Origin of the sequence: Gimesia algae (genome assembly GCF_007746795.1) — a bacterium.
Taxonomy (GTDB): domain Bacteria; phylum Planctomycetota; class Planctomycetia; order Planctomycetales; family Planctomycetaceae; genus Gimesia; species Gimesia algae.
The window spans coordinates 5,996,146-6,017,960 of record NZ_CP036343.1; the positions used below are offsets into that span (position 1 = coordinate 5,996,146).

Below are 21,815 nucleotides of genomic sequence, written 5' to 3' on the forward strand. Positions count from 1 at the left end.
ATTCCTGAGCTTCTGGCCCCTGTCATGGATGCTGGCCACGCATTGATCTGCTGACTGCTCTGTTTTTTCATTTCCTCGTCAGGAAATTGAAATTTTTACCAACGGAGCTCAAATACAAATCGTAGTAAACCCGCAGATTTTCTAGCGTTAGTTTTTGTTAGTTCTTTTTTAGGACTGAGAAACCGTTCTTATACTGGTCATAATCTAACTACAATAGTGGAGCTGAGAACCGCCAATGGACAATGAGTCAGTCATTCAGATTAGCAATCTGACAAAGATCTACCGTGATTTCTGGGGCCGCAAAAAAGTTCGTGCACTCAATTCATTAAGCCTGGAAGTTAAAAAGGGAGAGATCTTTGGTCTTTTGGGCCCGAATGGCTCTGGTAAAACCACCACATTGAAACTACTCCTGGGCCTGCTTTTCCCTTCGGAAGGGGAAATTAAAGTCCTCGGCCAGCCTGCTTCCAATGTGGAAAAGAACGAACGCATTGGATACCTGCCTGAAGAATCCTATCTGTACCGCTTCCTGAATGCGGAAGAAACTCTCGATTTCTATGGACGTCTCTTCAAGATGTCGGCCAAGGAACGCCGCGAGAGATCAGCTGAACTGATTGAAAAAGTCGGCCTGGGTCACGCCAAGCGACGCCAGTTGAAAGAATACTCCAAGGGGATGACCCGGCGTATTGGTCTGGCTCAGGCGTTGATCAACAATCCCGACCTGGTCATGCTGGACGAACCAACCAGTGGTCTCGACCCGCTGGGAACAGACGATATGAAGCGCATGATTGTGGAGCTCAAGGAACAGGGGAAAACCGTTCTGATGTGCAGCCACCTGCTGGCAGATGTTCAAGACGTCTGTGACCGCATTGCGATTCTGTACGGCGGCGAACTCAAGGTGATGGGACGCGTGGATGACCTCCTTAAAGAACAGGAAGAAACACAAATCCTGACATCGAAACTGAGCGATGAAGCCATCAAAGAAATTGAACAGGTCGTCGCCAAACACCATGGAACGGTTGATACGATTGACCATCCTACGGCGACGCTGGAATCTCTGTTCCTGAAAACGGTACAGGAAAGTAAAGACCGGCCCGGTCAACGTTTCGTTCCCGAAACGGAAGAGAAAAAAACAGCCGAGTAAGCAGGATGCATTTTGAGCATGATGCTACTCACGATCATTGACTCTGGCTCTGCTGCGTTATTTAGCAGACATCATTTCCGCTGAGATGTTATTCACAGAAGTAAATCATTATGTCTTTTGATCCGATTCCTTATGACACGTTTGGAGCTTTCATACATTTTCTGAGTGTATTCGGAAGCGCCATGCTGCTCGCGTTGATTGTCTGTCTGATTGTGGGGGTGATCACCCGGGGTACCAAAGGGGTTGCCGACGTCTTTCTGGCAATCGGCGATTTCTTTGTCCAGATGATTCACCTTTCCTGTCGGCGCATCTGGTCGCTGAGTGTACTCACCATTCGCGAGTCACTCCGTCAGAAAATCCTATATGTCTTCATTGTCTTCGCAGTCCTGTTCATGTTTGCCGGCTGGTTCCTCTCTGGAACGGCAGATAGACCTGACCTGCAGGTACAGTCCTATATCGACTTCGTTCTGAAAGCCATCAGCTGGCTCGTCATCCCCATCATGCTGCTGCTGTCCTGCTGGTCTTTACCCGAAGACATTCGTTTGCGAACCATTCATACCGTGGTAACCAAACCTGTCCACCGTATCGAAATTGTGCTCGGACGGATGCTGGGCTTTACTCTGCTGGGAACTGTCATTCTGCTGGTGATGGGGACTGTCGGATATATCTGGATCAATCGTCAGGTCCCGGACATAGTAAAATATCAGCCGATGCCATCTGCAGTTGAGCAGTTGGAATCAGAAGAGAACTCGTCAGATGATAAGACGGAAGAAGAAAAGAAATTGGAACTAGAAGACTCTCTCCTGGTTTCCAAAGTCCCCTTATACGGCGAGATCTCTTTCACTGATCGTGAAGGAGCCCCCACAAAATTGGGGATTAATGTCGGCGACGTCTGGATGCACCGCAGCTATATTGAAGGAGCTACGAAAGCCAGCGCCATCTATAAGTTCAAAGGAGTCGACGAAAGTGATGCGATCAAAGGCGATCTGGTTCTGCAGTCGTCATTCGAAGCATTTCGAACCCATAAGGGAAATATGGAAATGGGAGGAATTCTTTTCCAGCTTACCTTCGTGAATGAAGACACCGGTTTGCGTGTGGAATCCCCGGCATTTGTGAATAAAGAATATTCTGACAACAGGATGGTTTTCAACCGTAAAATTTTACAGAAAAAATACGATGGCTCAGAAGATGTGGAAGTAGATATTTTTGATGAGCTGGTTGATAAAGAAGGAAACCTGACAGTCGAAGTTCACTGTCAGGAAGCAGGTCAATTACTCGGAATGGCCCGTTCCGATCTCTTCATCCGTACGCCCGACCGTCCGTTTTACGTAGGCTACTCAAAAGCAGTATTCGGAATCTGGATGCCTATGGTGCTGGTCATCATGCTCGGCGTGACCATCAGTTGCTTCGTGAAAGGCCCCGTCGCCATTCTCACCACGTTAACTGTCGTTCTGGTTGGATTCATGTCAAAAGAGTACATGAATGAAATATTAAGCGGCAAAATGGAAGCATCAGGAGCGATTGAAGCCTGGTATCGGCTGATTACTCACATGAATTCTCAAACAGAATTACCCCCTGGTCCCGTAAAGGGAATAATCGGAGTGGTCGATGCCGGTATCATCAACTTCCTCTGGCTCTGCCAACAGGTAATCCCCAACTTTGGAATCTTCTCCAACATGCGTGAATACGTCATCAAAGGTTTTGATATTTCCTGGAGTGCCGCCCTGCTGCCTGGTATCGTTACGACTGCGGCTTATATTCTTCCTTGTTTAATTGTTTCATTCTATAGCTTGAAACTTCGCGAATTGGAGGCGAAATGAACAACCTCTCTTCCAAACATCGTAAGCTGGCATACGTGATTGCCATTATTGTCCTGCTGATCCCTGTGATCTGGCTGGGCATGCCTTCCACGGGTGAAGAAGGTTCTGGTGGTAAGCTGGCTCAGTTGCGTGTCAAACATGAACTGGGGGAAAGCACCCTGGGTGACGTTGATCCCTCGAGTGCCTCCTTGAACTTCGTCCTGCTGGGACTGCGTGGCATTGCGACCAACATGCTCTGGATTGATGCCAATGAATATCAGAAGAAAAAGGAATGGGGGAAGCTCGATTCGACCGTTCATTCCATTACCCTGCTCCAGCCTCACTACATGAAAGTCTGGGATTTCCAGGGCTGGAATCTGGCCTATAACGTTTCTGCTGAGTGGGATGCTGTTGAAGACCGCTATTTCTGGGTCAAACAGGGCATTAAATTCCTGAATGAAGGCGTTACCCGTAACGAGCGATTTCCGGAACTGGACTGGAAAGTCGGCAACCTGCATGGTCAGAAAGTGGGGCGCTCGGATGAATGGCGTCAGTTCCGGCGTTTCTATAAAGTGGACCCCAATACAGCTCTCTACAAAGGGGGCCCGGATCCGGAAATTAACCCGGAACGCCTCGATAATTACCAGGTGGCCAAAGAACATTTCCTGATCGCCAACGACAAAGAACTCAAACATAAACAACACCTGCAGATGCGAATGCTGTTTCGGGGCTCTCCCTGGCATGCTCAATTCGACTACGCAAACGCCATGCAGCGCGAAGGTGTCTTCGGCAAACAGCGCACCGATGCCTGGAAACAGGGTTTCGATGAATGGACCGAGATTTACGGCCGTGAAGAGTTCATCACGCCCAAAGGTCCGATCGTACTGGAATGGACTGATGATGATATCAAAGCTCTGGCGGCTCGAGATGAATCCATCACCGAACAAGATGTGCGTAATTGGACTGGTCGCTACCAGGATACCTCCAACTATCGCTTCTGGCGGACGCGGGCACTATCAGAATCTCAACCTGATACGATCAAGGCTCACAAGTTACTGTATGAGGGTGAGAAACTCATATTTGACTATAAATTGGATGAAGCGAAAGAGAAACTGGAACAAGGAATGGCTTTGTATCAATCCGTTCTGAATCAGTATCCCAGCCTGTTGTCAGAAGACCTGGCTATTGAAGAAGGACTCAAGGCAGTAATTCTCTGGCGTTACATCCATGAGCTCAAAGGACTGCAGGTGCCCGCCAGTTTCTCACTCAAACAATTGTGGCTGAAAGAACAGGGGCGGGTTCCGGAACTTGAAAACGAACTGCGTCGTACTCACGGAATTCAGTAAACGCCTTCCTGTGAATGAGAGAAACGACAAGAGCCATCTGATGATTTCAGATGGCTCTTTTTTTGTCACCGTCGTGATTCTGATCAGTCCGCAGTAAACGCTTTCTGAACCTCATCCGCGGACAAGGCACGTCGATAGAGTTTGACGTCCTTCATTTTCCCATTAAAGTAATCATGCGCACCAAAGCCGATCTTTAATGGTTCTGAGTTAGTTAAATCATACTCTGCCGGATTAAACTCAGTAGAGGTCGCAACCAGCTTACCATCAACATACAGCTTGAGTCGATTTGTTTCTTTCACCGCGACAATCTGCCGCCAGCCCGGCTTGAGCGCCGTGTCATACGTCACGTTCTTCCCGGCTTCGATGGAATGCACACGTCCTGCCGGTAAGGTTCCTGCAAACAGTCTCCCTTGAAATACCGCCATCGACCACACGCGTCGATACCTCACATCCGGAGTCAAATCGAGCCGCCCTGTATTTGTCCAGTCGACTCCGCCGTTATAACGATAGACTTCGGCCAGAGGTAATGAGCCGGAATACATGGCCCCGTTATAAACAGCCAGTGGCATACTCTCTTTCTCCTCACCCAGCCGCCCCGCCAGGTTCCACAGATTCTTCCCCGCGTAACGGTACACCTCTGCGTGCGGCCACTCACTCACATACAAGTCTCCCTCGTAAACGGTGAAGCCATAGGTCTGTGTCGACTCTCCCACCTTACCGGCAGGGGACCAGTTCGTTCCGTCAAAGCGATAGACGGCTCCTTCATCATAACCCGAGGCATACAGGTCGCCGTTATAAACGGCCAGCGATTCGACACGTTTCCCGTCAGGCACTCCGCACGACGTCCATTTTTGATCACCGTCGTAACGGTAAAAGGCAGCCGGTTTATACATGGAGGAGGCATACAGTTTCCCTCGATAAACGACCATGCCGTTAATCGCTTCTACATCAGGCAGCTTGCCGCAGTGTTCCCACTTGCCGTCTCCCTCATACCGATAAACATTGCCTCCCAGATGTGGATTATCTGACTCCGAAAGCGATGAACCTTTCAACCGATACTTGCCCGTCCCCGCGTACAACTTTCCCTGGTAAACCGCCAGTGAAGAAACCGCATTGCACAAATCGGGCGCACCACAGTCGATCCATTTTTGTTCTTTATCAAAGCGATACACGCGACCGGCAGCAGATTCACCGGGCACACAGGTTCCGGCAAACAGATTCCCGTCGAAAACTGCCATGCTGTAAATCAGGACGGCATTCCCCAGTTGACCATGATCGGTCCACTCTGCATCGATTTTGCCATTGTCGATTCCAAACTGCAGATGCCGATCATTCGACTGACTGCTGGTGACGCCTGCATGATTCTTGATGCTCAACTGAAATCCACGCCGCGTCCGCCGATCGTATTTACTGAGTAATGTTCCCAGCACATCATCCAGTTCTGCACTGGTATGCACGGTCAGCGAAACCGAAAACTCCCCGGTCCCCAGCGATAACGCCTCGGTGTGTGGTACTTCCAGAAATGCTTTTCTTCCATCAAATACTGCCGGCTGATCTGCTTTCAACTTAACCCCCTGATTGACCGTTTTCAGCTGCAATGAACTCCGGTCCTTTGAGTCCCCCTGCAACCGCCAGTCACCCAGCAAAGCAGCGTCCTCTGCTTTCAGAGTCGTGCAATCAAACCACGTCATACTTCCGAGCATAATCATCAGCAAATAAATTCCAGGTCGTATCATCATCTTTCACCTTCTTATTACAGACTAAGAGAACAGACTCTACACAGATCCATTCTTAACAAATCTAACAAATTCGACGTTTAAAAAAAACATTCCGTTTAATCAGAGTGAAGCCGCAGCGGTATGCCTGTTGTAAGCGATTAATCCACGTACAGGAATTCACTGGTATTGAAAATCGCCAGGCACAGATCCGTTAAAGCGGCACCGGCATAAAGATTTTGAACCGCAGTCTCCCCGAGCGGCAACAGTAACTGATCGCCGGTACGTTTTTCATTCGCCAGCAATTCCTGCTGTGTACTTAAAAATTGTGTGAGCTCAAGCAATTCCTTTTCAGTCGGCGTGCGTCCCAGGGCACGGCGAAACATCAACATTATCTGTTGTCCCTTATTTTCTCCAACCTGATCCCAAATCAGTCCTGCCAGTTCCTGCGCACACTTCAGGGAACTCTCCGAGTTCAACATCAACAGCGACTGAGGTGCCGTCGTCGAGTTGCCGCGACGGGAACAACTCGTATTCGCATCCGGACGGTCAAACACATCAAATAACGGATACCGCAAATTCCGTCGGGCGAAGACATAAATACTCCGCCGTGAATGATCTTCGACGTTTGCGCTGGTCTTCCACTGATCTTTAAGCAAAGTCGCTCGTAACTCGCGTGGCAGTGGTGGCATCACGCCGCGGCCTCCAGTTTTTTCTGAGAGCTTACCGCTGACTGACAGCATCGCATCACGAATCACTTCCGCATCCAGCCGCTGACGCGGAAAACGGGATAACAATGCAACATCCGGGTCTTCCTTGAGAGAACGTTTCCAGGCGACCGCTGATGCCTGAGTACCGTCAGACTGCCCCGCCTGTCGATACACGCTTGAGGTCAGAATCAGACGATGCAGTGATTTCATTTTCCAGCCAGACGACACCAGTTCGTCAGCCAGCCAGTCCAGCAGTTCCGGATGTGTCGGCAGATCGCCCATCACACCAAAATCGCTGGGAGTGGCAGACAGGCCTCGCCCAAAATGATGCTGCCAGATACGATTCACAATCACTCGCGAGGTCAACGGATGCTCTTTCTGAGTCAGCCAATGGGCAAATTCGCGCCGCTGCTGCCGTGAGTCATCGGCGTCAACAGCCTGTTCCTGCAGATTTGCGACTCGTAAAAAAGCAGGTTGCACGCGTGGACCCGGTTGCCGCCAGTCACCGCGAATCATCACGCGACTGGGTGCCACCGGTTTTCCGAGGGAAGCCAGCATGGTGACCGATCTGTTTTTGACCGGTTTGACTGCGGGCTCAAAAAAGGCGCGCATCCGATAGAAATCAATGGTACTGATCGGATCGTATTTATGATCATGACACTGGGCACATCCCATCTGCAGCGCCATGAAGGCAGAGCCGACGGTGGATGTTATTTCATTCAGCAGCGTATGCTTGCGTTCTTCCTGGGAATTGATATCAGGCATATCGGGACCGGACAGACAGAAGGCGGTCGCAATTTTCGCCTCCGGATTCTCAGGCGCGATCACATCTCCCGCCAGTTGCCAGCGGACAAACTGATCGTAAGGCATATCCTCATTCAACGCTTTGATGACCCAGTCTCGATACTTCCAGGCATCGGGGCGGACCTTATCATGTTCGTAACCATCGGTCTCCGCAAAGCGGGCCAGATCCAACCAGTGTTGAGACCAGCGTTCTCCATAATGCTTCGAAGACAGCAGGCGATCCACGAGCTTTCCGTAAGCATCAGGACTGTCATCTGCCAGAAACGCATCCACGTCTTGAGGTAAAGGCGGCAGTCCGGTCACATCAAAATAAAGTCGGCGAATCAACGTAGTGCGACTTGCCTCTGCCGCGGGTTGCAATTCTGCTGACTCCAGTTCAGCCAGAATGAATTGATCAATGGGAGTGCGCGACCATTTCGTATTCTTAACGACAGGCAATGCTGGTCGTTGAATCGGCTGAAACGACCAGTGCTCCCGGTCCGCTGCGGTGATGGGCTCCTCAGAAAGTTTCTTTCCTTCCTCTGCGTTCACCAAAGACGAACAGAGTGTGAACATCAGAGAAAGTGATACGACCAGGAATTTGAAATTAAGTGAATTCATGTGAGCAGTCCTTTCACAATCTTCACTTCGGCAGGTCCTGTCAGACGTTCATCCAGACCGTTATGAAAATAGGTCAGTGATTCATGATCCAGCCCCATCAGATGCAGCAGTGAGGCATGAAATTCATTGACGTGTACTTTGTCCTCTACCGCACGCAGACCAATGGCATCGGTGGCTCCGTAAGATCGTCCCCCGGTAATCCCGGCTCCCGCCAGCCAGCCGGAATACCCCCACGGGTTGTGATCGCGGCCCCTGCCCTGCTCACTCATCGGCATACGACCAAATTCACCACACCAGACCACCAGCGTGTCTTCCAGCAGCCCCCGCTGTTTGAGGTCTTTCAGCAGAGCAGCAACAGGCTGATCGGTTTTTTTACAATAGGCGGTATGATTTTTAGTCACATCGCTATGTGCATCCCAGCCGACCGTATCGCCAGAATAGAGTTGCACGAAGCGTACGCCCCGTTCGATCATCCGCCGCGCGAGCAGACAACGCTCTCCAAAGTCCCGCGTCTTTGGATCATTGAGCCCATACATCGTATGCGTGTCCTGTGTCTCCTGGGTGAGATCCACAATTTCCGGAGCGGCAGTCTGCATACGGAACGCAAGCTCGTAGGCAGAAATCCGCGCCGCCAGTTCGTCATCCCGGTCGCGCGCTTCCAGATGGCGGCGGTTCATGGATTGAATCAGATCCAGAGTCGCCCGTTGCTGTTTTGATGAAATTGATGCAGGTGGTTTTAAGTTCAAGATCGGCGTCTCTCCGGCGCGCATCGTGGTTCCCTGAAATGTCGCGGGCAGATAGCCACTGCCCCACGCGGGAGGACCGCCTTTGATGCCGCCTCCAGGGTCAGGCATCACCACAAACGCCGGCATGTCTGCATTCTCAGACCCCAGACCATAGGCAACCCAGCTGCCCACACTCGGGTGCCCCATCAAAGTGCTGCCGGTATTCATCTGATAGACTGACTGTGGATGATTCACGCTGTCACCATGCAGCGAACGGACGACACACAGATCGTCAACCAGTGCACCGGTATGCGGGAGAAAATCACTGACTTCGAGTCCCGATTCCCCCCGTTTGCGAAACGGTTTGATCGGCGCGAGCAGTGGATTTTTTGCGACCTTGCGCCGCGTCATGACTTCGCCAAAACTGTCAGGCAACGGTTTCCCGGAGTACTTGACCAGATCAGGTTTAGGATCCCACAGATCCACGTGACTTGGACCGCCGTGCATAAACAGCCAGATCATGCGTTTGGCGCGCGGTTGAAAATCAGGCGTTTTCGGCGTTAAGGAGTCAGAAGCTGCGTGAGCAACTTTATCTGCATTCAATAGCGAATTGAGGGCCATCATTCCAATTCCGCCACCAGCAGTCTGCAGCATTTCGCGGCGATTGAACAGACCGTCCCCCCAGTTACCCAAAATCGTATCGTGGTTGGATCGATTCGCCTGCATGTTGCATTCTCTCCCTGAAGTCTTATTCGGAATGACCTTAATATATCAGGGACAGGTAGTCAGCTCGACTGAATTCATCAACGTTTTTTGATTTGTCTGAAATTGACAGAAATGCGTCCCAGGAGTCTGGATGGTCATCGAAGATAAGAATTCAATCTGCCGCATTCAGAAAGAGTTTTTGAATGGTGCGAAATTATTCAAGCAGCAGAAATGCAGCGAAGAGCAACACAGAAATATTATGTCTCTAGCGCAGTTTCTTTGATGATATTAATCAAACCCTGACACTACTGATTCGTTCCGAATTTTTTTCTGATTTATATTCCAGTGATTCATTTTTTCTCGTTCATTTTTTCTGCTTTCTGAAACCACACTTCTACAGCTTGAGTATGTTTCCCGCGGGGTTAACTACATGGTTTTGAATGAGGCCATGCGATGTTTCTTTTTGACAACATGTTGCCTGCGAACATCGTTTCCCGGTCCATTGCACTGTCAGAAAAGAGGAGTTCCCGGATATTTTGTTTTTTCTAAAAAGCATTTCCGACGACTCATCAAAACTAAGCTATATGAATAGTGACCAGCGCAATACCAGGTCGAGAAACTTCAGAAAAGGCAAGATGTGAATCACGAGAGACCGTTTTCACAATCTCAGAAAAAAGATGGGGAGATCAATGACTGCTACTTCACAGAACTATTTGAAAGGATTCATCGTCCTCACAGTCGGAGCCTGTTTCATTCTGCAACCAGGCATCAGCAATGCACAGCAGCCTGGTAGCATCATGCAACAGAAGCTGCCACAGAAACTGACACAGAAAAACTTATCGCCGCGGGCATTGGAAAGCCTGGTCACCGGAATTGCCTTCTATCCTGATGACCTGGTCGAAACGATTCTGGAAGCATCGCAACATCCACTGGCAATCCGCCAGGCTTCTGACAAACCGGTCGTTCGTATTGGCGGCGGTCGCTTTGCAAAACGCGTGCAGCAGTTCAACAAAGCAGTCGACCCGAATGTCGACAAGCTGAAACAGTATCCCGAAATTCTGGCACAACTGAGTGACAACATTGCCACCACCACCTTACTGGGACGGGCTTACCAGTCCCAGCCCGATGACGTGTGGCGGGCCATTGACAAACTCCGCGCCGAAGTCGACGCGGCTCTGCAGCAGCAGCCCGAACAGTTTGTGGATGACAGTGGCGTTCCGCTGACAGGCCAGGCCGCATACGTGGCCGCCGCCGGTTATGTCGCCGGTCGATACTTCGTTCCTGCGACCGTTTCCGAACTCTACACCGCATACGCGTATCCGCATCAGACGACAACGACGACCACCTATCATGGTGAAAACGTAAATGGCGCTGCGACGCAAACCACCACCACGGGTCCCTACGGCCACACAACAGCATCCACAGGCAGCAGCGCAACAACTTACACGGGTCCCAACGGAAATACGGTGACCGGAGCCACACAGGGAGGCAGCGTTGTCTACCAGAATGGCGCTACCACTGTCGGTGCGGGCGCAGCAACCACGACGCTCACAGGTCCCCAGGGGAATTCGGCCACTGCGACGGGAGCCGGTATTGCCGGTACGACGACCGCCGGCGATACGACTTACTTCGGCGCAGCCGGCGGCGGAACCGTCAACACATCCAATGGACTCTCGGCGGCCGGCGCAGGACAGGTCACCGGTTCTGTTCAACAGACACAGACCGGAGCCAACTACAACACCCAGGCGAGTGGCTCTGTCGCGACGAATACCGGCGTTAACGCCTATGGCAGCAGAAACACCAACGGCAGTGTGAACCAGAACGCCGACGGTTCTGTCAGCGGCGTTCGTTCGTCCTCCACTTCCGTACAAGGAACCAGGGGTTATGCTGATGTGCAGCACAACAGTTCCGGCACGGTGACCGGAAATGGGAACGGGACCTACAACGGATCCACCACCGTCGATTCCAGCAAAGGCTCTGCCTCGGTCGATACAACAGCCGGGAATGGGCAGGTTACTTCAACTGTCACCACACAAAATGGTTCCACAACGGGAACACTCGGCGATGGTCAGGTCGGGCAGAGCTCTTCTTCGGCCAGCAGTCGACAGTCCACAGGCAGCCAGCAGGCCGCCCGCAGCAGCAGCCAGAAAGGTTCATACCGTTCCAGCCGCCAGGCGACTGCCTCAAATTCCCGTTACAGTCAATCATCGAGTCAGCAGATTTCTTCCGGCCTGCAAAGCATGCAGAAAAACTGGGGACAGCTCAACCAGCAGATGAATCGTTCGTCCCAGGGTTCAGCAAATTCTCAAGCCGGCAGACGTTCTTCAACACAACAACGACCTTCAACCGGTTCACAGTACCGCTCGCATTACTCGAACGGCGTGTCCACCTTTTCAGGAAGCAAATCGCCTTCCTATTCGCGAGGCAGTTCCGGTTACTCGCGTGGCAGTTCCTCACGGGGCAGCAGCAGTCGTGGCTCTTCAGGACGCTCCGGTGGCGGACGAGGCGGGCGGAGATAAACTCGCTGCAATTCTTAAGAATAACACATTCAAACAGGCCTCTTTTCGTAATCGAATGAGGCCTGTTTTTTATCATGTACAAAATACGGTAAATTTCATTCCTGTCGTCAGTGAACTTTGCGAAATTGTTTTATTATTTCTTCAATCTCTTCTGCCTTGCATAAGGCATAAATCGCCATGCCAATCAGGATCAGTCCTGCAACAAAGGTCAGCAGTCGATGTACTTGAGTCAGCCAGTGGCTTTGTGGCTGATATTTCGTGTGAGTTTTTTTCGCGAAGTCTTTTCGACAACTCATGTAAATCGCCAGCACTCCCCCCACTGTCGATATCAGAATGTAGACGGCAAAAACCAGATACAGGTAATAATCTGAGTTCATTCTTTTCTTCCCGTACCAGGCATTTACTTTAAGAGCGATGCGAAACGCCACTCTTCTTATGATATTTATGCTGGCTCGTAAGGATCTTCAGGCGACTGTGAGGAAAGTGATAACTGATTCCTGATCAGTTCGACGGCTTGAACCTGACTGAGTTGAGTATTTGTAAATGACCAGAAGACGGCTTTGATTTTGGGGTCCCTGCGCCGCCATATCTTCAATGGACTGAATCGTTCGTATGCTTCGTCTGTCAGAAAAAAGATCAGGTCCGTGCGCTCATTATTTTTACTGGCATTCGTATCCACATTCAGAATCTCTGCCGCTTCGATTCTGAGCAGCTTCTTCTTTGGAAAGAAATAGGAATACAACTCGAGAAAATCAGAGCCAACGACCAGCAACGGCTCTTTTGTCAGCGCCAGACAGATCGCCCAGATCCCAACAGGAAGAACGAATAAAAAGACAAAGCTTGAAAATCCCAGGACGGCACCGAGCGACCAGCCCTCGAAGCCCTGTGGCCTCAGTGCCAGATTAAAGAAAGTTACGATGAAAATGCTGCAGATCGCAGCGGCTGCCAGATGGACCCAGGTACTGCGATAAACGGGCTGCGGTTCCTGCATTTGTATTTGTTCCAGGAGACAGGTTAATAACGGGTTAACTATCGATAATTCGTTATCCAGTGTAGCGTGTCCGTCTCGAAAGAATATATTTTCTTTTACTCATCAGGATATTTCGTTTAGAATGAAGTTGAGAAGAAACCGATTTCATACCATCTTTTCACAAGGCAAATAAAGAAACATGCTCCGCTACTTTATCGCAACTAACTTCTGGTTAGCCTTTACGATCTTACTGCTGGTTTCCTCAACGCCCCGCTACCAGATAGTGGGAAACGCCTCGCAGAAACATTACGGCGTCTATGGCTATGCGGTATTCGGATTGGGAAATATGTCCTCTTTTTTTTACTGGACCATGATTAGTCTCTCTGTCCTTGCTGTACTGATCTGTTTTCGCGCCTGGAAAAAAACGGAAAGTATCTCTGTGAATTCATCATGAAAATCTTGAAAAACAACGCGATCAGCACGATTGAGATTCTGGTCATCCTGATGATCAGCGCGATTCTTGCAATTCTGTTGTTTCCCGAAGTACAACAGGGCAGAACCAGTGCCCGCCGCGAATTCTTTCGCAGTCAGATGAAACAGATTGGACTGGCACTCCACCAGTATCAAGCAGACTATGGTTGTCTGCCTCCCCCGGTGGTGAAGAATGAGCAGGGTGTCGCACTACACAGTTGGCGGGCTTTGCTGCTGCCTTACTTGAAGTCTGCCCGCCATCTCAAAAACCGCCAACTGGATTATCATTTTGATGAACCCTGGAACAGCCCTCATAATCAAGAACTCGCTGCGAAGAACAGAGATCTATATCAACTCGACTGGCCGCCTCAAACAGGGACGCGACGAAGATCAAAGCTGGTAGCGGTCGTTGATGATTCAACTTTCTGGAGTGATTCATCTCAATGTCGCAAGTTGCCCGACGAAATTGATCGCGAGCATCACATCTTACTCATTGAAATCCCAGGGAATACCCCGAGCTGGAATACTCCAACGGATATCACGCTGGATGAATTACTGGCGTGGAGCAGACAGGATTTATTTGACGACTATGGCCCCCTGGCATTATTTGCCGATAGACATATCGAGTGGCTTTCTCCCAAAGAACTGCAAGGAGGCAACTTATGGAAAAAACTACAGCGTACTGATGCAAAGTAAACACGCTGTCACCAGCGAAATGAAGAGAACGATTCAGGGAGTAGTCTGTTCTTCGTTTTATTAAAGAGTTTGCTGGAGAATGTGAACCGCGCGATTTAGAACGAGAGCCTCTATCCTGGATAGTGTTGCATTCCAGGTGAACTTTGTGGGCCTGCGTGATTTCTATTCTCAATAAGCGACCTTATCAGTATTTTTCCAGAGATTAAATGCGTCCAGTGAATTATCAGTTGTCGCCTGAAATACTCGGAACCCATTACGCTCACGTTCCCGATAAGGCGTTGCCAGTTCCTGATAGAGATCCAGGTCAGAAAAATCAACGCCAGGTTCAGCTGCATCAAAACGTGTTGCTGAAAAAACGATTGTGTCAATGCGTGCCCAACGAATCGCAGCATAGCACATCGGGCATGGCTCGCAGCTGCTGTAAATTTCACAATGCGATGTGAGCCCCGGCTGAGGCAACTTGAGCCGAGTATCATCACGGCGGATCTGTCCCAGGTTGAACACTCCTAACTCCCTGGCAACGTTACGAACCGCAGTCACTTCGGCGTGTGCAGTCGGATCGACATGCCTGGTCACCTGATTGCGACACCGCCAGTAGCGGATCACGTGATTAGTTTCATCATCGACTTGAACGATGACAGCTCCAAATGGCCCGTCTCCCGCTTTGACAGATTGATGCGCTTCATCACAGGCCATGCGAATCCAGCGATTGCTTTCTACCTCGATCCCCTTGTATTTGTCATGCTGCTTAATGTTATGTAGTTGGCAAGGATATTGTTGACGTTTTGCAGCTTTGTCGGTGGAACAATGTGGGCAAGCGTTTTTTGCCACCGACGTCAATTGACCCGGTTTGGCCAGCGGGGGAACACCCTCGTAATCTGTTTCATTAATCAACTCAATGTACGATTTCGACTGAGGCGCGACAGTCACCGGGGAACCGGATTCATCCGCGACCCAGAAGAAGGCCGTGATTACGATTGCTGCGCCAAGCGAAATGGTTGTCATTAATTGAGTCATAATAATTTACTTCTTGCCAGTCTATTACATTTGTTATCATTGAAACCGACGGGGATCCAGGAAAAAGTACCTCACAAACAGACCAGGCCCTTGTTTTCAAGTCGAGGAACATCGAGATTCAGGGCAAGCGCTCCTAATATGGCGATTATCCCGGTTAAGTTCATTACAGTTTGATCACAAAGTTACAACGACATGAAATTCCCACTGCACACATTCGAAGTCAGCAGTCCGTCTGAGAAAGCTTTTATTCGACTGCTGCAGAAAGCCTTAGACAGGCTGCCAGCTATTGTGGAACAGGAAATATCAGGTGCAGACCGCTTACGTTTTCGACTGATACTGGAAGATTATGTCGTCGGACTGTTAAAAGACATGCAGGCAAGTCAGCATCTCTCACGCAATTGGACCCCGTCCGATTATCTGATCATTGTGCAGTTTGAAAAAACACAGGGCACCATCTGCTTCAACGGGCAGCAGCAAGTCATTCCTTTTACAACATAAATATCTGGAAGAGTCGAAAAATCTGAAGGCAAACCATGAACTCGGAAGGAGTCAGGTCATGTTTCATTCAAAAGTCACGTTTTACCTTGTTCTCATTCTGGCAGGACTGATTGTGTTCTCCTCATCTGAAAACAACCAGGCTGCCAACCCCAAAGTTGACCCAACGCAAGTCATTCTACGTTCGATTCAGCCAGCCGAGGGGCCTCAACTGGAAATTCGAATCGGCCATTTAGTCTGCAAAACAAAAGAACTGAATTTTCAGCGGAAAGAAGGCCCGGAATACAATGTGCAGCCAGTCGGCGGGAAAGTGCAAGTCAAAAGCGACAAGCAACGTATTGTTTCACAGCAGATGGAATATTCGCTCCCCTGGTTAACAGGAGAGCGCTGATTCAGGAAACTTAAGTTGTGGGATTTCCGCCAGCATCTACGACTCCGAACGGGATGATATTATCGTGATCGCATGCTGTTCGCGATTCAATGACGGAGCTTCACACCGGTTTAAAAATATCGACCCGTGGATTATTTTGAATTCGCATATATACATATTTCCCCTACCTGATATACTCTATCTAGATCTAATCGCATTTTAGCATCGCATCTCGCGTACTATGATGCTCGGCCCAATAGCCTCGGGAGACACTACAGTAAAACGGGACACAGTCTAAAAGTACCCGATTCAGATTGACGGGGGAAGATTGATATGCAATTCTCGCGTATAGGCAAGTGGCTTCTAATTCCAGTATTAACCGCCTATGTACTCTGGCTCATAATGTACTCGGAAAAACAGAAGATCGAATTCGCCAAACAACGGCTGCGTTCCCAAGGATTATATATTCAGGAAATCTATCGCTTTCATCCCATCCGGGAGTCAACCTTCAAACTGGAATATGTATTTGACACAGAAGCGCTCAGCATTTCCCAGATCAATTCTTCTGACTCTCGCAGGGCATCTGAGTTTATTGAGGATCTAAAAAAACTGGCACCCTCAATTAGAAGTGTGGATATCGAAGGTGCCGTCTTCACTGACCAGGATGTAATCGCTTTGGGTCAAATGCCAAAGTTAGGATATGTAAGTCTGAACGGTTCTGAATTGACGGATTCAGGAATCGAGGCTTTATCAAAGATCAAAGAACTTGGAACGCTTGCCATTTATGATCTTCAGTTACCAGACAGCAAGGTCATCTGGTTGCAGAACTGCACGGAATTGTGGAAACTGACTCTCCACAATTGTGAACTCAGTCCTGAAACGTACCAGCAATTGGCAGCCCTGGAACAACTTGAAAAGCTTAATCTGCTCAACTCCAACATTCGTTCATCAGACCTGCAATCTCTCGCAAATCTTTCAAGTTTAGATGAGCTTATCCTTGAAGGAACACGGGTGGACGATCAGGCGGGTCCCTACCTGAATAGACTGAAAACGCTTCAACGACTGGATCTTGGTAGAACAAAGGTCGGAGCGGAAGTATGTAAACAGCTTTCAAAAATTAACTTAAAAGAACTCATACTCAGAAAGACACCAGTAGACGACCGGGCGGCACCTTACCTGAAGAACATGAAAGCAATACAGCGATTGAATCTCAGCAGAACGAACGTGGGAGACGAAGTATGCCTTCAGGTTGCGAAAATTGACAGTTTGATATCCTTAAATCTAAATCAGACCCCCATTACTGACAGCGGCGTTCAGGCACTGCTTCAGGGATGCCTTAACGTCAAAGGACTTTATCTCGACCGATGCCAGATTTCCAGCAACGCGTTTTCGGCATCAAAACAGTGGCCAGCAAACCTAATTGGTCTGACGCTCAAAGGCACTAATCTGTCTGGACCAGAGTTTCTACAAATCTATCGAGATCATGATTCCTTAATCTGGACTTCGTTCGACTGGGAAGACGATACAGATCTGACTTATCAAAAGTATCTCAAAATGGAAAGATCACGCATCTTGAGCGTTCGAAAAAATGAAAAAGAGAATAGCTAGAGCGCATCACATATAACCATAGCGTCTCTCAATCTATGATACTCGGTCCAAATGGTACTGGAGACGCTATAGTAAAACTGGACACAGTCTAACCTGGGTATCTCACCAGATTTGATCAAGCCTGCGGTGTTTCCTTGTATCCTGGTTCAGAAGAAGAATCAGTCAGGAATTCCATCTTGCCGCTTTTTACGTCGTAGAGCGCGCCGACAACCATGACCTTGCCGGCATCCACCAGATCACGAATCACTTCACTGCGGGACTTTATTTCGTGAACGCTGCGATAGACGTTACGTCGTGCAGTTTCGTCGACAAACCGTTCTTTTTCTTCCTCGCTCATCCGAGGCACTTCCGAACAGGATTCATCATCGACACAGGGGGCGATTTCATTGACAATCGAATCCAGGTGCGAGCAGCCTGTCACTTGCGATGCATCATTATCCTCGCACATCATTTCTACTGTAGATGTGACGGCACCGCAACGGGTATGCCCCAGCACCAGCACCAGTTTCACCCCGACCACCACGACACCATATTCAATGCTGCCCAGCGACTTGTTTCCGATTACATTCCCGGCAACACGCACGCTGAAAATGTCTCCTATTCCCAGGTCCAGTACCAGTTCCGCCGGCACACGGGAATCGATACAACTCAGGACTACCGCCAGGGGATTCTGTTCGCCGGCAGTGGCATTGACCTGACGTCCCAGGTCGCGTGAGAGTCGGTTGTGCGTGTAGAACCGCTCGTTCCCTTCACGTAAAATCTGCAGGACCTGGTCTGGTGTGATCCGGTCTTTCAGTTCTCGCGTGGAATAGTCGGCGAACTGAATTTCATCGTTCAACTGGTACTTTTTCCGGAAGCCGCGCAAACTGACTTTCATCCCCCGTGCAGGGCCGATTTTATCCTTGAACTCCTGAATCAGACTCAGAATATCAGGGTCGATGTAGTCTGTACTGGTAGCATCAATCAGCATGTTTGTACCGGGAGTTGCGTCGTTAAATACTTGATCCAGCGCGGCCCGGTTTAGAAAGCTGACCTGGTTTGCCAGTTCGATATGCAGTACGTCTCCTCCGGCGTGTGTCTCCACAATTCGGCGGATGGGCTGCCGCAGGCTACTGTTCAGGATAAACAGCAGACTCACACCAAGACCAATCAGGATCCCGACTAACAGGTCGGTAAACACGATCGAGAGCAACGTAATCAGGAACGGCAGAAACTGATAGCGTCCCTCACTCCACATCTGTCGAAACAGGGAGGGGCTGGCCAGTTTGAAACCGGTCACCAGCAGTATCGCTGCCAGCGCCGCCAGGGGAATCATATTCATATACACCGGGATTAACGCGACTGCGATCAACAGCAGGATGCCGTGAAATATACACGAGAGCTTGGTCTTCGCTCCCGCGTTCACATTCACAGAACCACGCACAATCACCGATGTCACAGGCAGACCACCAATCAGGCCGGCAGTGATGTTACCCACTCCCTGCGCAATCAATTCACGACTGGGGGGAGAATTGCGGTTTTCGGGATCAAGCTTGTCGACGGCTTCCAGGTTCAACAGAGTTTCCAGTGAAGCGACAATCGCGATTGTCACGGCTGCGACATAGATGGCAGGATTGGCCCACTGAGAAAAATCAGGGAACTTCAGGAAGGTCAGCAGATCGCCGGCTGTTTCCGCAACAGGAATCTGCACCAGGTGGCTGGTTTGAATCGACCAGGGGCCGCCCAGGCGTTGAAACAACATATGCAGGCTCACACCCAGCAGCACCACCATCAGCGGGCCGGGAATCACCGAATTTTTCAACAGCTTGATCCGGTTCCAGAACACCAGTAGTGCAATCGAAGAGATCCCCACGACAGCGGCACCATAATGGATATCGCCTTCAAAGACCGTCAGAATCTCAGAAAATGTGTTCTGTTTGTCTGGCTGCGTGAATGACATTTCCCCTTCCGGGTCGGAATCGTGTCCCACAACATGGGGAATCTGTTTCAGAATCAGAATCACCCCGATGGCCGCCAGCAGACCTTTGATCACACTGGAAGGAAAAAATGCAGACAGTGAACCGGCACGGACTATGCCCAGGACAATCTGGATTACCCCACCCAGCATGACCGCCAGCAGGAAGGCCTCAAAAGAACCTAAAGTGGCAATTTGCGCGATGACAATTGCTGTCAAACCGGCGGCCGGGCCGCTCACACTGGTACTCGATCCACTGATCGATCCCACCACAATTCCGCCGATAATCCCCGATACTAATCCAGAGAATAGCGGAGCACCGGAAGCCAGGGCAATTCCCAGGCAGAGAGGAAGTGCTACAAGAAACACCACCAGACCTGATGTCAGGTCGCGTGGCAGGTAGGTAAGGGGATAGCCCGAAAGACGTGCGTCGTTCATGTCTATTCACTCATTCTTAATTTTAAGTTTGGCGGGTAATTCACAGAAACTGGAAACCGAATCTGATCTCTAAAGGAGTCACACATCGGAACTGTGTCTGCACTTATATCAGGGTCTGAGGACTTGGAGTACCTGAATCATCTGATTTATCAGACAGCTCTTATGGATTCGTTCTTAAGCATCCAGACCCGCGGCACAGTATTATAAAATCACATCTCGTTTTACAATCAGCTTTTACAAATATTTTTATGATATTGATTACTGATCTAGATTTTTCTACTTTAAAAAATGCACCTGTGACTATAACCCATCAGGGGAAATCAGCAAACAGTTTTTGCCATTCCTACTGGACACCTTCAAACTACGAGAACAGCTGACATTTCCAGACCTGTAGATCTATTTGTACTGATAATACCCACCAGTGCCACACAGCTTGCTGCGTGGACAAACGAAAGAGGGTTTCCATGCCATCCCATCTCCCCTTCAAGCTGGCGAGCTTGATTCTCGGATTAATACCTGCTGTGATTCTCTCAGCAGCCCCCGGGCCATCGGACTGGTCACAATGGCGAGGACCAAACCGTGATGGTGTTATCAAAGCCACAGAATTTCCGGATAGCCTGTCTGAACAATCTCTGACCCAGGTCTGGAAAATCCCGCTCGGTCCCGGTTACTCGGGCCCCATCGTCACTGCGGATCGTGTGTTCGTGACGGAAACCGTCGATAAGAAAACCGAAGTCGTGCGCGCCTTCGATCGCGCGACTGGCAAACTCATCTGGAAACAGGAATGGCCCGGCTCGATGAGTGTCCCCTTCTTTGCCAAAGCCAACGGAGACTGGATTCGAGCGACCCCCGCTTACGATGGCGAACGACTTTACGTTGCCGGTATTCGTGATGTACTCGTCTGCCTGAATGCAGAGAATGGCGAAGTGCTCTGGCGTCTTGACTTCGTGGAAAAACTGAAAACACCTCCCCCTGCTTTCGGGTTTGCTTCTTCACCGCTCATCGTCGGCGATGCGCTGTATGTCCAGGCAGGCGGCGGATTGTGTAAGGTCAATAAGTTGACCGGCGAAATTGAATGGCGGGCACTTGAAGATGGGGGCGGTATGTTTGGTAGCGCCTTCTCTTCACCTTATTACGCCACCCTGAATGGGGTTCCGCAGTTAATCGTCCAGACCCGCACCACGCTGACGGGCATCAATCCGGAAGATGGATCGGTTTACTGGAAACAGGACATCCCCGCCTTCCGAGGTATGAATATTCTGACTCCCACTGTGCACGAGAATGCTGTATTCACCAGCAGCTACGGCGGCAAGTCTTTTCTTTATACTCCTGACAAGTCAGGCGAATCGGCAGCCCCACAGGAAATCTGGACCAACAAAGCCCAGGGATATATGTCGTCTCCGCTGATCATTAACGGTTCCATTTACCTGCATCTGCGGAATCAGCGTTTTACCTGCATCGATCTCCAGACAGGCGAAACCCGCTGGACCACGACCCCCTACGGAAAATACTGGAGCATGGTGACCGATGGTAATAAGATACTGGCACTCGATCAGAACGGCGACCTGCTGTTGATCAACGCGAACCCGGAAAAGTTTGAACTGCTCGACCGACGTAAAGTGGCCGACGATTCCTGGGCACACATTGCGATCAGCGGCAATGAACTCTTCATCCGCGCCCTGGACCATCTGGCCGTTTATCGCTGGAACACTTCTGATACCGAAAAATAACC

At 49.9% G+C, this 21,815-nt stretch carries 17 protein-coding genes; 10 read left to right on the plus strand and 7 right to left on the minus strand.

What is annotated here, in order from left to right; all coding sequences use genetic code 11:
- Positions 1-235: 235 nt before the first annotated feature.
- From Pan161_RS22310 to Pan161_RS22320, 3 genes are all read left to right on the plus strand, one after another.
- Positions 236-1,141 (plus strand): ABC transporter ATP-binding protein, encoded by a 906-nt coding sequence (locus Pan161_RS22310; RefSeq protein ID WP_145230970.1) that lies wholly within the window; start codon positions 236-238, stop codon positions 1,139-1,141.
- A gap of 110 nt (positions 1,142-1,251) precedes the next feature.
- Positions 1,252-2,961 carry an ABC transporter permease gene (locus tag Pan161_RS22315; RefSeq protein ID WP_145230971.1) on the plus strand — a complete coding sequence of 570 codons (1,710 nt, stop codon included), beginning with the start codon at positions 1,252-1,254 and terminating at the stop codon, positions 2,959-2,961.
- Positions 2,958-4,286, plus strand: a complete 1,329-nt coding sequence (locus Pan161_RS22320; RefSeq protein ID WP_145230972.1) for a hypothetical protein — start codon at positions 2,958-2,960, stop codon at positions 4,284-4,286. The genes Pan161_RS22315 and Pan161_RS22320 overlap by 4 nt, the downstream gene beginning before the upstream one ends.
- A gap of 83 nt (positions 4,287-4,369) precedes the next feature.
- Here the strand turns inward: Pan161_RS22320 and Pan161_RS22325 are convergent, their stop codons facing one another.
- The 3 genes from Pan161_RS22325 to Pan161_RS22335 form a co-directional block, all read right to left on the minus strand.
- On the minus strand, positions 4,370-6,025 hold the full coding sequence (locus Pan161_RS22325) for a LamG domain-containing protein (RefSeq protein ID WP_145230973.1): 1,656 nt from the start codon (positions 6,023-6,025) through the stop codon (positions 4,370-4,372).
- Positions 6,026-6,162: 137 nt separating this feature from the next.
- On the minus strand, positions 6,163-8,115 hold the full coding sequence (locus Pan161_RS22330) for a DUF1549 and DUF1553 domain-containing protein (protein ID WP_145230974.1): 1,953 nt from the start codon (positions 8,113-8,115) through the stop codon (positions 6,163-6,165).
- Complete coding sequence (locus Pan161_RS22335) at positions 8,112-9,566, minus strand: DUF1501 domain-containing protein (RefSeq protein ID WP_145230975.1); 1,455 nt, start codon at positions 9,564-9,566, stop codon at positions 8,112-8,114. The genes Pan161_RS22330 and Pan161_RS22335 overlap by 4 nt, the downstream gene beginning before the upstream one ends.
- A 668-nt stretch (positions 9,567-10,234) precedes the next feature.
- On the opposite strand from Pan161_RS22335, the gene Pan161_RS22340 reads away from it, so the two are divergent.
- A complete protein-coding gene (locus tag Pan161_RS22340) occupies positions 10,235-12,064 on the plus strand; it encodes a DUF3300 domain-containing protein (protein WP_197995468.1) in 1,830 nt (609 codons plus the stop codon).
- A gap of 107 nt (positions 12,065-12,171) precedes the next feature.
- Here Pan161_RS22340 and Pan161_RS22345 read toward each other — a convergent pair whose 3' ends face one another.
- A complete protein-coding gene (locus Pan161_RS22345; protein WP_145230977.1) occupies positions 12,172-12,441 on the minus strand; it encodes a hypothetical protein in 270 nt (89 codons plus the stop codon).
- Positions 12,442-12,506: 65 nt separating this feature from the next.
- Positions 12,507-13,055: a hypothetical protein gene (locus tag Pan161_RS22350; protein WP_145230978.1), complete on the minus strand. Its 549-nt coding sequence runs from the start codon at positions 13,053-13,055 to the stop codon at positions 12,507-12,509.
- Positions 13,056-13,233: 178 nt separating this feature from the next.
- On the opposite strand from Pan161_RS22350, the gene Pan161_RS22355 reads away from it, so the two are divergent.
- Together Pan161_RS22355 and Pan161_RS22360 are read left to right on the plus strand one after the other, a co-directional pair.
- Positions 13,234-13,488, plus strand: a complete 255-nt coding sequence (locus tag Pan161_RS22355) for a hypothetical protein (RefSeq protein ID WP_145230979.1) — start codon at positions 13,234-13,236, stop codon at positions 13,486-13,488.
- Positions 13,485-14,201 carry a DUF1559 family PulG-like putative transporter gene (locus Pan161_RS22360; RefSeq protein WP_145230980.1) on the plus strand — a complete coding sequence of 239 codons (717 nt, stop codon included), beginning with the start codon at positions 13,485-13,487 and terminating at the stop codon, positions 14,199-14,201. Before Pan161_RS22355 ends, Pan161_RS22360 begins: the two co-directional genes overlap by 4 nt.
- A 168-nt stretch (positions 14,202-14,369) precedes the next feature.
- Here the strand turns inward: Pan161_RS22360 and Pan161_RS30705 are convergent, their stop codons facing one another.
- Complete coding sequence (locus Pan161_RS30705) at positions 14,370-15,218, minus strand: nucleoside deaminase (RefSeq protein WP_197995469.1); 849 nt, start codon at positions 15,216-15,218, stop codon at positions 14,370-14,372.
- Between the two features lie 192 nt (positions 15,219-15,410).
- Here Pan161_RS30705 and Pan161_RS22370 point away from each other — a divergent pair, with 192 nt between their 5' ends.
- The 3 genes from Pan161_RS22370 to Pan161_RS22380 all read left to right on the plus strand — a co-directional run bounded on the left by Pan161_RS22370 (position 15,411) and on the right by Pan161_RS22380 (position 17,691).
- On the plus strand, positions 15,411-15,716 hold the full coding sequence (locus Pan161_RS22370) for a hypothetical protein (protein WP_145230981.1): 306 nt from the start codon (positions 15,411-15,413) through the stop codon (positions 15,714-15,716).
- 58 nt (positions 15,717-15,774) lie between these two features.
- Positions 15,775-16,104 (plus strand): hypothetical protein, encoded by a 330-nt coding sequence (locus Pan161_RS22375; protein WP_145230982.1) that lies wholly within the window; start codon positions 15,775-15,777, stop codon positions 16,102-16,104.
- A gap of 312 nt (positions 16,105-16,416) precedes the next feature.
- Positions 16,417-17,691, plus strand: coding sequence for a leucine-rich repeat domain-containing protein (locus Pan161_RS22380; protein WP_145230983.1), 1,275 nt, complete (start codon positions 16,417-16,419; stop codon positions 17,689-17,691).
- Between the two features lie 115 nt (positions 17,692-17,806).
- Here the strand turns inward: Pan161_RS22380 and Pan161_RS22385 are convergent, their stop codons facing one another.
- Positions 17,807-20,083, minus strand: a complete 2,277-nt coding sequence (locus Pan161_RS22385) for a bifunctional SulP family inorganic anion transporter/carbonic anhydrase (RefSeq protein WP_197995470.1) — start codon at positions 20,081-20,083, stop codon at positions 17,807-17,809.
- A 464-nt stretch (positions 20,084-20,547) separates the two neighbouring features.
- Here Pan161_RS22385 and Pan161_RS22390 point away from each other — a divergent pair, with 464 nt between their 5' ends.
- Complete coding sequence (locus Pan161_RS22390; protein WP_145230985.1) at positions 20,548-21,813, plus strand: PQQ-binding-like beta-propeller repeat protein; 1,266 nt, start codon at positions 20,548-20,550, stop codon at positions 21,811-21,813.
- Positions 21,814-21,815 lie beyond the last annotated feature (2 nt).